The organism is Pseudomonas auratipiscis, assembly GCF_036324085.1.
GTDB lineage: Bacteria > Pseudomonadota > Gammaproteobacteria > Pseudomonadales > Pseudomonadaceae > Aquipseudomonas > Aquipseudomonas auratipiscis.
Genome location: NZ_JAZDCU010000008.1, coordinates 194,352 through 206,154 on the forward strand (window position 1 = coordinate 194,352; position 11,803 = coordinate 206,154).

14 protein-coding genes and 1 pseudogene are annotated in these 11,803 nt (G+C 58.6%); 8 read left to right on the forward strand and 7 right to left on the reverse strand.

Annotation, left to right across the window (positions count from 1 at the left end; genetic code table 11):
• The first annotated feature begins 40 nt into the window (after nucleotides 1-40).
• The 6 genes and pseudogenes from ampD to V0R60_RS13820 all read left to right on the forward strand — a co-directional run bounded on the left by ampD (nucleotide 41) and on the right by V0R60_RS13820 (nucleotide 6,002).
• Nucleotides 41-607, forward strand: coding sequence for a 1,6-anhydro-N-acetylmuramyl-L-alanine amidase AmpD (ampD, locus tag V0R60_RS13800; RefSeq protein ID WP_136478108.1), 567 nt, complete (start codon nucleotides 41-43; stop codon nucleotides 605-607).
• Nucleotides 604-1,437 (forward strand): regulatory signaling modulator protein AmpE, encoded by an 834-nt coding sequence (gene ampE / locus V0R60_RS13805; protein ID WP_330079886.1) that lies wholly within the window; start codon nucleotides 604-606, stop codon nucleotides 1,435-1,437. The genes ampD and ampE overlap by 4 nt, the downstream gene beginning before the upstream one ends.
• A gap of 1,124 nt (nucleotides 1,438-2,561) precedes the next feature.
• Nucleotides 2,562-2,768, forward strand: a pseudogene (locus tag V0R60_RS26980) (HAMP domain-containing protein); the annotation flags it as partial.
• 150 nt (nucleotides 2,769-2,918) lie between these two features.
• Nucleotides 2,919-3,623 carry a methyl-accepting chemotaxis protein gene (locus V0R60_RS26985; RefSeq protein WP_375547279.1) on the forward strand — a complete coding sequence of 235 codons (705 nt, stop codon included), beginning with the start codon at nucleotides 2,919-2,921 and terminating at the stop codon, nucleotides 3,621-3,623.
• A gap of 171 nt (nucleotides 3,624-3,794) precedes the next feature.
• Nucleotides 3,795-4,994: an enoyl-ACP reductase FabV gene (gene fabV / locus V0R60_RS13815; RefSeq protein ID WP_136478105.1), complete on the forward strand. Its 1,200-nt coding sequence runs from the start codon at nucleotides 3,795-3,797 to the stop codon at nucleotides 4,992-4,994.
• 60 nt (nucleotides 4,995-5,054) lie between these two features.
• Nucleotides 5,055-6,002, forward strand: coding sequence for an alpha/beta hydrolase family protein (locus tag V0R60_RS13820; RefSeq protein ID WP_330079888.1), 948 nt, complete (start codon nucleotides 5,055-5,057; stop codon nucleotides 6,000-6,002).
• Here the strand turns inward: V0R60_RS13820 and V0R60_RS13825 are convergent.
• Genes V0R60_RS13825 through V0R60_RS13840 form a run of 4 tightly spaced genes read right to left on the reverse strand, consistent with a single transcriptional unit; the run spans nucleotide 5,989 to nucleotide 7,964 of the window.
• Nucleotides 5,989-6,327 (reverse strand): HopJ type III effector protein, encoded by a 339-nt coding sequence (locus V0R60_RS13825; protein WP_136478103.1) that lies wholly within the window; start codon nucleotides 6,325-6,327, stop codon nucleotides 5,989-5,991. The genes V0R60_RS13820 and V0R60_RS13825 overlap by 14 nt on opposite strands.
• Entirely contained in the window at nucleotides 6,320-6,616 is a 297-nt protein-coding gene (locus tag V0R60_RS13830) for a DUF1244 domain-containing protein (RefSeq protein ID WP_136478102.1), read from the reverse strand. Before V0R60_RS13830 ends, V0R60_RS13825 begins: the two co-directional genes overlap by 8 nt.
• Nucleotides 6,617-6,640: 24 nt before the next feature.
• On the reverse strand, nucleotides 6,641-7,339 hold the full coding sequence (gene folM / locus V0R60_RS13835; RefSeq protein WP_136478101.1) for a dihydromonapterin reductase: 699 nt from the start codon (nucleotides 7,337-7,339) through the stop codon (nucleotides 6,641-6,643).
• 55 nt (nucleotides 7,340-7,394) lie between these two features.
• Nucleotides 7,395-7,964 (reverse strand): antibiotic biosynthesis monooxygenase, encoded by a 570-nt coding sequence (locus V0R60_RS13840; protein WP_136478100.1) that lies wholly within the window; start codon nucleotides 7,962-7,964, stop codon nucleotides 7,395-7,397.
• Nucleotides 7,965-8,189: 225 nt separating this feature from the next.
• Here V0R60_RS13840 and V0R60_RS13845 point away from each other — a divergent pair, with 225 nt between their 5' ends.
• A complete protein-coding gene (locus V0R60_RS13845) occupies nucleotides 8,190-9,140 on the forward strand; it encodes a MerR family transcriptional regulator (protein WP_330079889.1) in 951 nt (316 codons plus the stop codon).
• Here the strand turns inward: V0R60_RS13845 and V0R60_RS13850 are convergent.
• Both V0R60_RS13850 and V0R60_RS13855 read right to left on the reverse strand, forming a co-directional pair.
• The gene (locus V0R60_RS13850) at nucleotides 9,125-9,742 is read right to left on the reverse strand and encodes a hypothetical protein (RefSeq protein ID WP_136478098.1); all 618 of its coding nucleotides are present in this window, start codon (nucleotides 9,740-9,742) and stop codon (nucleotides 9,125-9,127) included. The two genes, V0R60_RS13845 and V0R60_RS13850, sit on opposite strands and share 16 nt — an antisense overlap.
• Nucleotides 9,743-9,814: 72 nt before the next feature.
• Nucleotides 9,815-10,273: a PAS domain-containing protein gene (locus tag V0R60_RS13855; RefSeq protein WP_330079890.1), complete on the reverse strand. Its 459-nt coding sequence runs from the start codon at nucleotides 10,271-10,273 to the stop codon at nucleotides 9,815-9,817.
• 139 nt (nucleotides 10,274-10,412) lie between these two features.
• Between V0R60_RS13855 and V0R60_RS13860 the strand changes: the two genes are divergently transcribed.
• The gene (locus V0R60_RS13860) at nucleotides 10,413-10,868 is read left to right on the forward strand and encodes a flavodoxin (protein ID WP_136478096.1); all 456 of its coding nucleotides are present in this window, start codon (nucleotides 10,413-10,415) and stop codon (nucleotides 10,866-10,868) included.
• Here the strand turns inward: V0R60_RS13860 and V0R60_RS13865 are convergent, their stop codons facing one another.
• A complete protein-coding gene (locus tag V0R60_RS13865) occupies nucleotides 10,869-11,756 on the reverse strand; it encodes a LysR family transcriptional regulator (protein WP_330079891.1) in 888 nt (295 codons plus the stop codon). It lies immediately after the preceding gene.
• Nucleotides 11,757-11,803: the final 47 nt, after the last annotated feature.

The following is an 11,803-nucleotide window of genomic DNA, read 5'->3' on the forward strand; positions in this document are numbered from 1 at the left end:
GGGCATACTGAGAGCGTGCTCTCGTGCCTCAGGATTTTCTATGCAACTGGACCGCACTACAGGTTGGTTCGCCGGCATCACTCATTGCCCTTCGCCGAACTTCAATGCCCGCGCCGACGGCGAAGTCATCTCTCTGCTTGTGATTCACAATATCAGTCTACCGCCCGCGCAGTTTGCTACCGGCAAGGTCCAGGAGTTCTTTCAAAATCGCCTGGACCCGGACGAACACCCCTATTTCGAAGGGATCAAGCATCTGCGCGTGTCAGCGCACTTTCTGATTGAGCGAGACGGCAAGGTGACCCAGTTCGTTTCCTGTCTGGATCGCGCCTGGCATGCTGGGGTGTCCTGTTTTGCCGGACGTGAGTCCTGCAACGACTTTTCCATCGGCATCGAGCTTGAAGGCACGGATGAGCTGCCTTTCACCGATGCCCAGTATCAGGCTCTGGAGCAACTGACCCGTCAGATCCAGGTTGCCTGGCCGGCCATTGACGAGCAGAGAATCCAGGGCCACAGCGATATTGCCCCGGGGCGTAAGACCGACCCGGGCCCAGCTTTCGACTGGTCGCGATACCGTGCGGCCTTGCAGAACAAAGAGGGCAGATCATGAGTTTTCTGGTGTTGTTACTGGTGCTGTGGGTCGAGAAATTTTCGGCATTGCGCCAGCGACTGCAACGCGACGGTTTCTTTCGTGCCGAACTTGCCCGCCTGGAGCGCAGCGGCAAAAGCCATCCATGGTGGCTGCTGCTGATACTGGTGCTGTTGCCGGTGCTGCTGGTGGCTTTGCTGGTTCATGTGCTGCAACCGGTCGCCTACGGCTTGCTGGCACTGCCAGTGCATTTGCTGGTGCTGATCTACAGCCTGGGCCGCGGTGACGTCAAAGCATCACTGGGCCCGTTTCGCGACGCCTGGCGGCGCGGCGATGAGCAAGCTGCGGTGCACGTGGCCGAACGTGACCTGAATGTGAACGGCGACGACGCGTCATCTCTGCTCGAGCGGGTTCAGGGGCACTTGTTGTGGCAAGCGTACCAAAGCTTCTTTGCGGTGATTTTCTGGTATGCCCTGTTGGGCCCGGCGGCGGCGCTGGCCTATCGTTTGCTGGCGTTGAGCGCCGAGCATGCCAATACGGCAGCGCTGCGTGAACGTGCCCAGCAATTGCGTCATGCCTTCGACTGGGCGCCGGTACGAGTGCTGGGTGTGAGCTTTGCCCTGGTCGGCAATTTTGTTGCAGTAAGCCGAGTGATGCTGCACGAGTTGCTCAATTGGCACATCAGTGCGGAAAAACTGATCGCATCGGTCGGTAAAGTCGCCGGGGACATGCCAGCAGATGTGCCAGCAGGACCTGTTGGTCTGGTCGGGCTGGATTCGCTATGGGAGCTGCTGCTTCGCTCTGCAGTGCTCTGGTATGCGTGTTTCGCCCTGTGGACCGTCCTTGGCTGACTCCGCGAGCGGGAGCAGCCGCTGGTCTGCTCCCGCATCGGTTTACCTTAAGTTACAAAACCTCCTTCCGATATGCGTTATACAGGTGCTGAAATTTCATCAGTGGCCTAGTGCCATTGTGCGCGCATAACAATAAGAATCGGAGGGGACCGCCTGTGAAGAGTCTGTTGTATCCGGCCATCGCACTGATGAATCGGCTGAGCTTCGGGATGAAATTCAGCCTGATCAGTATTCTGTTCTTCCTGCCTATGTTGGTGACCAACTACTACCTGGTCCACGACTCCTACGCGAAATTCCATGCCACCCAGGTCGAGCTCAAGAGTCTTGAACTGCTCGGCAACAGCATGACCTTGCGTGGTGACCTGGAAACCCTGGGCAACCTGGTACAAATCAACGCCATACTCGGCCAGTCGGGTAAGGCCGGCGATCTTGAGGCGCAGATTTCGACGCTTGAGCAGCAAGTGTTCGAGCGTTTGTCGGGTATTTCTGCTGTTATCGCCGATGAGGGCCAGGCGCGGGACCTCCATGGCAAGCGCGATGACATGCTCAACTTGCTTAAAGCTGCCCAAGCCGAGTCGTCCCTGACCAGCAAGGTTGCCCATCTCGACAAGCTTCTGGCGCAGGCCCAGGTGCTGAGCAAAATGATTGCCAGCCAGGCCGGACTTACCCAGGACAGCGACGTGGCAATTCGCCAACTGACAGAGTTGATGGTCAACGTCACCCCTGAAGTGACCCAGACCCTGGGCGAAGGCCGGGCGATGGGGGCTTATTCGCTGGGCCAAGGCTTTCTCAACTCTGCTGTCAGTACCCGCTTCGAAGATTTGCTGCAGCGACTGGACAAGCTCGCAGCAAACTATGCGTTGAGGGTCCAGGAGGCATTGGCCAGTGAGCCTGCTGCGCAGGCGCGTCTAGGCAGCCTGGCCAGCAGCAGCCAGGCTTCGTTGAAGCAGGCCAGTGAGCTGTTCGAAGAACAGGTGGTCATGGCCGAAACCTTCGACGCACCGTGGTTGGGGTTCTACCAGCAAGTCAGCGCGCTGATGGCCCATACCTACGCGCTCAACACGGCGACAGGCGAGTTTCTTGATCAGCAATTGCAGCAGCGCCTCGGCGAGCATCGTTTGCACATGATCTTGCTGGTATCTGCGCTGGCAGGCGTATTTTTACTGATCGTCTATCTCTACGGCGGTTTCTACGCATCTACCCGTCATACCCTGAAAAGCCTGGGCGCGGTCATGGACAAGGTCGCTGCCGGGGATATGACCGTAAGCTTTCGAGCCGACAGCCGTGACGAACTGGGTGAGCTGGGGCAGGTGTTCAACGGTACGGTCCAGCGTATTCATGATCTTATCGAGCAGGTCGGTCGCACTGTGGTTGAAGTCGAGCACCAGGCAGAGCAGGTGCATGCGGTGTCGGCACGCAGCAATCAGGCGGTCAGTGGCCAGCGTGGGCAGATCGAGCAGGTGGCCACGGCCATGAATCAGATGTCGGCCACTGCCCAGGAAGTGGCGCGCAGTGCCGCGGCGGCGGTCAACAGTGCTCATAGCGTCAATCAGGAAACCGTGAGTGGCCGCGGTCTGGTAGAGGTTCAGCAAGGCAATATTGCGCGACTGGCCGGAGAAATCGATCAGTCAGTGGCGGTCATCAATCAACTAGCAGGTGACAGTCAGGCCATCAGTCGCGTACTTGAAGTCATCAAGAGCATTGCCGAGCAAACCAACCTGCTGGCACTCAATGCTGCCATCGAGGCCGCGCGTGCCGGAGAACAGGGGCGTGGCTTTGCCGTGGTGGCCGATGAAGTACGTACCCTGGCCAAACGTACCCAACACTCGACCGAAGAAATCGACCAGATGATCTCGCGCCTGCAAGGCGGTGTCGGTGCTGCGGTCAAGGCCATGGATGCCAGCCACCAAGTGGCTGCCGGTACGGTCGGGCAGTCGCAGCAGGTGCAGCAGGCCTTGGAAAACATACTGGGCGCAGTTGGTACCATCGTCGATCAGAACCAGCAGATTGCGGCGGCGGTCGAGCAGCAGACAGCGGTTGCCCAGGACATCGACCAGAATATCGTGCAGATCAATCGGGCAGCCGAACACACCACCCAAGGCGCTCACCAGACTGAAGATGCCAGCCGCCAGCTGTCAGCCCAGGTGATGGAGCTCAAACGCCTGATCGGAGCATTCAGAGTCTGATATCAGCAGTTGCTGAACTTTTCCACGCTGTGACAAAGTAGCGCCCTCAAGGATTCCAGGGAGCCGGATGTGTCGGCAACGCTGCGGGTGTAGTCTCACCCTCACAGCAACGGAACCACGAGTCCCCCGCGATTCGGCTCCCTCAGCATATTCACTGACGAGGTACAGACATTGGCCATCATCCACCCTAAAGTTCGCGGTTTTATCTGCACCACTACGCATCCAACCGGTTGCGAGCTGAACGTACGTGATCAGATCGAAGCCACCCGCAAGCAGGGCGTGCGCAAGGATGGTCCGAAGAAGGTCCTGGTGATCGGTGCATCCAGCGGCTACGGCCTGGCAGCACGCATCACCGCCGCGTTCGGCTTTGGTGCAGACACCCTGGGCGTATTCTTCGAAAAGCCGGGTACTGAGACCAAGCCAGGCACTGCCGGCTGGTACAACGCCGCCGCATTCGACAAGTTCGCCAAGGCCGAAGGCCTGTACAGCAAGTCGATCAACGGCGATGCCTTCTCCGACGAAGCGCGGGCCAAGGTCATTGAACTGATCAAGAACGAAATGGGCGGCCAGGTCGACCTGGTGGTCTACTCGCTGGCTTCGCCTGTGCGCAAACTGCCACAGACCGGTGAACTGGTACGTTCGGCCCTCAAGCCGATTGGCCAGCCGTACAAATCGACTGCCATCGACACCAACAAAGACACCATCATCGAGGCCTCCATCGAGCCTGCTACCGAGCAGGAAATCGCTGATACCGTTACCGTCATGGGTGGCCAGGACTGGCAACTGTGGATCGATGCCCTGAATGCTGCCGGCGTTCTGGCCCCGCAAGCTCGTACTGTTGCCTTCAGCTACATCGGTACCGAGATTACCTGGCCGATCTACTGGCACGGCGCCTTGGGCAAGGCCAAGATGGACCTGGACGAAACGGCCAAGCGTCTGAGCAGCAAAGTCGGTGGTGGCGCCAATGTGGCGGTGCTCAAGTCCGTGGTTACCCAGGCAAGCTCGGCTATTCCGGTGATGCCGCTGTACCTGTCGATGGTCTTCAAGATCATGAAGGAAAAGGGTGTTCACGAAGGTACTCAGGATCAGTTGGACCGTCTGTTCCGTGACCGTCTGTACCGTGAAGATGGTGCACCGGCAGCACTGGACGAAGAAGGCCGCCTACGTCTGGACGATTGGGAGCTGCGTGATGACGTCCAGGATGCCTGCAAAGCCCTGTGGCCAACTGTGACCACCGAGAATCTGTTCGACGTTACCGACTATAAGGACTACAAGCGCGAGTTCCTCAAGTTGTTCGGTTTCGAGCGTGCGGACGTTGATTACGACGCCGATGTAGCCACCGACGTTAAATTCGACTGCATCGAGCTGTAAGCAGTCCTCTGCCGCCGTTCCCGTATTCGTGCGGGAGCGGCGACTGTTTGAGGTTTCCCGATGAGCAGCCTCGAAGCATTTTCACCTCTATTGGCCGCCAGCAGCGCTGCACAAGCGTTTCGCGAAACGGCAAGCGATGGTTATTCCATTGGCGGTTTCAGCTGGCGCCATCCCTTGGTCGACAGCGCACGCCCGGTGGTGATCATTAACGCTGCCACCTCGGTGCGTTGCAGTTACTACGCCCGTTTTGCCCAATACCTGTTCAACCACGGTTTCGATGTCATGACCTATGACTATCGCGGCATTGGAGAGTCGCGCCCGGCATCGATGCGCAACTTCAAGGCGACCTGGACCGACTGGGGCGTACTGGATTTCGAAGCGGTACTGCAGCGTGCTCATCGGGAGTTTCCCGGCCAGCCGATCGATGTTGTCGGCCATAGCTTCGGTGGCTGTGCGGCAGGATTGGCGGCATCGTCCACCCAGTTGCGCAGGTTGGTAACGGTGGGCGCGCAGTTTGCTTATTGGCGTGACTATGCCGCCGACAGCCGCTGGCAGCTGTTGGGCAAGTGGCATGTAGTAATGCCGCTGCTGACGCAGCTCTTCGGATATTTTCCCGGCAAGCGTCTGGGTTGGTTGGAAGACACCCCGGCCGGCGTGGTCAAAGACTGGAGCACGTTGAGCGCAGCCTACGAGCGGCGTCCCAGCGGCAAGGCGTTGATCGAACGGCCGTTTACCCGGTTCAGGGCGCAAACCTTGGCGATCAGTCTGACCGATGATCCTTTCGGCACGGTTGCGGCAATCGAGCGCTTGCTCAGTTACTGTGCCTCCAGTTCACCCAGCCATTTGCGCATTGCACCGGCCGATATCGGCGAGGCGCAGATTGGCCATTTCGCTTTTTTCCACAATCGTTTCGAGACCCGGCTCTGGCCAATTGCCCTGCAGTGGCTGCAACACGGGCAATTGGCCGATGGCGCGCCGGGACGCCTGCTCGCCCTTAGCGAGCCTTGAGCGGCGGTGCCGCAAACGTGACGCCGGCCAGGCCGTGCTGCATCAGGGCGCGGATGTTGCCGTGGTCGCTGCCTTCAGGGGTAGCCAGGACCGAGCGGTAGTGTTCGCCGAATGCCAGCAGCGTTTCTTCGTTGCTCAGACCTTCGAGCAGGGCCAGGCCCAAGGTTTTGCATGAGCCTTCGTTCTGTCCGGCAGTACTTTCCACACCGCCATTGCTGAATGCTTGTGGCTGATACTCGTAGTGGGCAGCGACAAAAGCCAAGGTGTCCGCGAAGGCATGTTCGCCACTGTTCAGGCTTTTGCGCAGGGTGTTCAGATCAGTCATGGGGTTTTCCTTTGGCAAAGGCAGCTTGCTGTTCGGAGCTGGCTTCTTTCTGGTATTGGGCTTTCCACTCGGCATAGGGCATGCCGTAGACCACTTCGCGGGCGTCATCCAGGCTCAGTTCGATCTGGCGCTCGTCGGCGGCGGCCTTGTACCACTTGGACAGACAGTTACGACAGAAACCGGAAAGGTTCATCAGGTCGATGTTCTGTACATCCTTGCGGCTGTCCAGATGAGCAACCAGCCGGCGGAAGGCGGCGGCTTCTAGCTCAAGTTTTTGTTGGTCGTTCATGGTCATTCTCGTGACAAGGACAATTCAGTCTACCGCGATGCGGTTTTTCAGATGGCGGCCACCGTTGATGACCACATTGCTGCCGGTGCTGTATTGGCTTTCGAGGAGGAATTGCACCGCCTCGATCAGCGGCTGCGCGCCCGGCTCAAATTCCAGCAAGGCCTTCTTCAGGGTTTGTTGACGGTACGCGTCGTCGCTGTTTTCCTTGAGAATCAGCAGCCCGGGCAGAATCGCATTGACCCTGACCACCGGTGCGTATTTCTCGGCAAAGGACAACACCATGTTCTGCAGCGCAGCCTTGGTAGCGGCATAGCCAATGTGGCTCTTGCTGCCGCGCGAGGAGGTTTCGTCGCAGATATGGATGATATCGGCCTTGGCCATTTTCAACAGCTGCTCGCCCAGCGCCAGGTTCAGGTGGTACGGCGCTTCGACGTGCAGTTTGAACATGGTGTTGAGATTGACCAGATCGTCGTCGAGCCACAACGAGGCGTTGTGAATAATTGCTCTGAGGCCGTCATAGTTGCTCTTGAGATGCTCGATCAGGGCCTGGCGGTCGTCTTCCCGGCACAAATCGGCCTGGAACTGGATGATGTTCGGGTGCGTAGCCTCGGGGTTTTTGCTACGGCTGGCGCTGACCACGGTATGGCCGGCCTGCGCCAGGTTCAGGGCCAACGCCAGTCCGACTCGTTGGCTGGCTCCGGTGACAAGAATTGGGCTGTTCATGGTGGGGACGGTCAACTTTTGCAGGTTCGCTTGGATGACCGCCAGCATACCCGAACTAGACCGCGTTGCGCGCACCCTGCGGCCTGCAGCTGCGTGCCGGGGCGTTGAGCCAGTTGGCCAGCAGGCGGGTGGACAAGGGAATGAACACATACACCATCAAGGGCGTTAACCCTAGCGTGCTCAGCAGTATGCGCGGAACCAGGTCGAGGGCGCCCAGCCATTGGCCGAACAACAGGTTGAACAAAAGTGAGACCGGAAAGAACGCCAGCCAGATTGCCACAGCTTGTTTCCAGCGTGGAGGGCGCTGTACCGGATTGGTGCCAAACCAGCCGTCCAGGCCACTGGCCCGCAGCTCGTGCGGCTGCTCGAACAAACCGTCGCCACGGGTCAACCAGGCGTTACGCGAAGCCGAGTGCTCCCAGGCATGCATGGTGTGCTCGTTGGTAAAGCGGAAGATGATTTGAAACTCGTCGCCCTGTGGCGGTGGCGCCAGTACGCCCGAGCCCAGGTAGCCGGTAAAGTCGGTGGCCAATTGTTCGCCTTCGTGAAGCCAGCTCATCAGATCCTGATAGCGGCCTTCGGCGACGCGGCGCGTTACCATCAACGTAACGGGAGGGGTAGACATTGTGTATCTCCTGGCAACGGGGCAGGGCGGATGGCCTTGCCCGTATAATGCGTCCGGGGTGGAGGACGGCATTGGGTTGCATGCAAAAAGCGGGCACGGATTATTCCTGAAATAACCTGACTCGTCAGTGCTGGGTTGTCGCCAACTGACAGAAATGCCAATAGTCGCTTTTGTATTGCCCGGAGTAGAATGTGCTCTACCCCAAAAGAGTCGTGGTTTCTGGCAATGCTTGAGTCTGCCCAGCCTTCATCGAACGCCGGTGACCTCGATCATGAGGAGCTGTTTCCCATTCGTGAAGTCTCGCGCCTGACGGGTATCAACCCGGTTACGCTACGCGCGTGGGAGCGTCGATATGGGCTTATCCAGCCGACACGCACCGAAAGTGGGCACCGCCTCTATTCCCAGGCCGATATCGATGAGGTGCGTAATATCCTCGGTTGGATCGAGCGTGGCGTTGCCGTGAGTAAAGTAGGCAAGATCCTGGCGCGCAGCCAGAGCCTCAAGCTGCAAGGCGAAGTTCGACCCAACCCGATTTCCAAAGACGATTTCAAGCAGTGGCAACTGCAACTGCGCCAAGCTGTAAGAGCGTTCGATGAGCTGCGCCTGGAGCAGGTGTACGGTCAGGTGTTCAGTACTTTTCCACAGGTGGTGGCATTCCAGGACATCTTTTTGCCAGTCTGGCAGGAGTTGCGCAGCACCCAGGAAGCGTTCGGTCACCTCAGCGAATGGCTGTTTCTCGATGGTTTCCTGCGCGGCCGCGTGCTCCAGCGCCTGCAGTTGAGCGCTGGGCAGCAGGAGATCAGGGTGGTGCTTGCGGCGATACCTGGCCACTGCCGCGAGCTGGAACTGCTGGTAACCGCGCTGATGCTGGGTACCAGTGAAATTGGGGTGACAGTACTCGGTCTGGGCCAGCCTGTGGAAGAACTCACCCTGGTCTGCGAACGCATGAGTCCACACGCCCTGGTGCTGTTCTCCAATCATCCTCCGGCGCATGACTTGCCCAAGCGTTTGGCTCGGCTTGCTCTGGGCTTGGAGTGTCCGTTATTGCTGGCGGGAGAGGCGGCGGAAATGGCCCAGGACAGCCTTATCGGGTCGCAAGTGGCGTGCCTTGGCAATGAAGGCCGCTTTATGCTGCGTCGTTTGCAGCAATCGCTGGCAGGTCACTTGGATAGTTGAGGATGCAGTTCCGGGTGAGCTTGGCGATGGGCCTGGAGAATGTACTCGCGTAGCCGGTCGATTTCTCCCTGCTGGCTCTGGCTCAGCTTGTACGCAGCCAGGTTTTGCCCGGTCCGACGCTGCAGAATCCCGTGCAAGGCAATGGGCGGGCAATTGTCCGGGGCGAACCAGAGGTCGAAGGTTTTCGGCGGTTTGGGCTGATCCCGAAATTCCACCAATACGCCCTTGAAGGAAATCTCCCGTACCCACAAACCGGTGCTCAGGCCCAGTTCATCTACCAGCGCGACTGGAGTATCGAGGGTCAGGCGCCATGGCCGTACCATCGGGCCTTCTTCATAGATGTGCGGCGCACCCAGTTGCAGCTGCAGGGAGTGGAACTCATCTTCGACCAGATGCAGGGGGAAGGTCATCTGGTGGTTGTCGAACTGCGCCTGCAGGGTGACTTGCTCCTGGGCAATCAGTTGGGTCAGCAGGTGCTTGATCTCGGTGCCGCCATTGACCATCAGGCGCGAAGGCGACTCAGCCGAAGAAGGCTGCGAGGCGCGCTGCATGGTCCTGATAAAGTCCAACTCATCCTGAGTCAGGAGGGCATCTGCTTGCATGGTCGAACTCGAATGGGTCAGTCGTGAATGCATTTAGTCACCGTGATGGACAACCATACGGTAGTTTTGTTTTTACCGTTCGTCGCTTTCCAGCCTGGAAATATATGCCTTGGCTTCGGCGAGCTCGCGTTCCAGTTCCACCAGCCGATGTTCGCTCTCGACCTGGCGGGTGACATCCTTCTGAATACCGATGAAATACTTGAGCTGATCGGCCTCGTTGAGCACCGGGGTAATCGACAGTTCATTCCAGAACATGCTGCCATCCTTGCGGTAGTTACGCAGGATTTCCCGGCTTGGTCGGCCGCTGTTGATCGCCTCTCGGATTCGCGCGCGGGCGTCCTGGTCTCGATCATCGGCCTGCAGGAATCGGCAGTCTTGATAAAGAATATCGTTGGCCTGGTAACCGGTCATTCGCTCGAACGCCGGGTTCACATAAATCAGGATGGTGTCGTCATCACCTTCTTGCTCGGCAATCACGACCCCGTCGACCGAGGCATCGACCATACGTTGCAGCAATGTTGCGTTAATCATTCGACGAGGTCCGCAAGGCTGAAACAAGAACGGCGGTTGATTCTAGAGGATTGGCTGGCGCCTCACATCTGGAGAATGAGGCCTTTTGCCAGTGTCCGATGCTAGTATCCTACGTTTTTACTCAGCTTCGGAATCCTTTATGAAAGTCGCCATCCTTTCCGGTTCGGTCTACGGTACTGCCGAAGAAGTCGCCCGGCATGCTCAGTCCCTGCTCAACGCTGCAGGATTCGAGGCCTGGCACGCCAATCGCGCTACTTTGCAAGATCTTCAGGGCTTTGCTCCTGAAGCCTTCCTGGCGGTGACCTCAACCACGGGGATGGGCGAGTTGCCTGATAACCTGATGCCATTGTTCAGTGAAATTCGCGACGTGCTGCCCGCAGCCTGGCGCGGGCTTCCCGGTGCAGTGATCGGCCTGGGTGATTCCAGTTATGGCGATACCTTTTGTGGCGGTGGCGAACAGATGCGTGAGTTGTTCGCTGAAATGGGCGTCCGTGAAGTGCTACCAATGTTGCGCCTGGATGCCAGCGAAACCGTCACCCCGGAAACCGATGCCGAGCCATGGCTGGCCGAATTGACCAGCGCGCTGCGCGGCTGATCAGTCCGCGTGAGGTTGCTCGCGCAGCAATTGCAGCCAGGCCTGCGCTGCGCGTGACAGATAAGCGCCTTTTCGCCAGATGAAGGCGATGTCCCAGCGCAGTTCGGTTGGTTCGCTCAACGTCAGGCGAACCACGCCGGGGCGTTCCAGGCCTCGGGCTACTACGCTCGGCAGCAACACGACGCCCTGGTTTGCGGCGACTAGCGCAGCGAGGAAGTCGGCTTGGCCGCTTCGTCCACCCTCCCTCGGGGTAAAGCCCAGTTGCTGGCACGCGCCAAGCAGCCGGTCATTGAGCACGAAGCTGCGCTGATAGAGCAAAAATGGCGTCTCAGCCAATTGCGCCAGACTGATTCGTCCGGCCCCCGCCAAGGGGTGATCGGTGGGCAGCAATGCATCGAGCGGCTCATTGCAGAACGGCTGAAACGCGAACGCCGGATCATTCGGTGTCAGGCTGCCACCGAGCTCCAGCTCACCGCTTAGCACGGCCTGCTCGACACTGCGGCTACCGCCTTCAAGCAAATGAATGGTGATGTTGGGATGGCGCCGACGGTACTCGGCGAACAGCCTGGCAAACAGTGCGTCGCTACCAAGCTGCGGCAGGCCAAGGCGCAGTTCGCCACGGCCCAGTTGGCTCAAGTCATCGAGCTCATTGAGCAGTTCCTGGCGCATGCGCAGCATCGCTTCGCCTCGTTCCAGCACAATCCTGCCGGCAGACGTCAGGTGTAATTGTGAACCTTGGCGTTCCAGCAATGGTGCACCCAGGTCGTGCTCGAGCTGGGCCACTTGCTTGCTGACGGCCGATTGGCTGATGTTCAGGGTTTGCGAAGCTTGAGTGAAACCACCCTGGTGGATCACTTCGATGAAACTGCGCAGCTGTTTGAATTCCATGTTATGAATTCCATTATGGAATGGAAGCTAGTCTAACAATTCGTTTT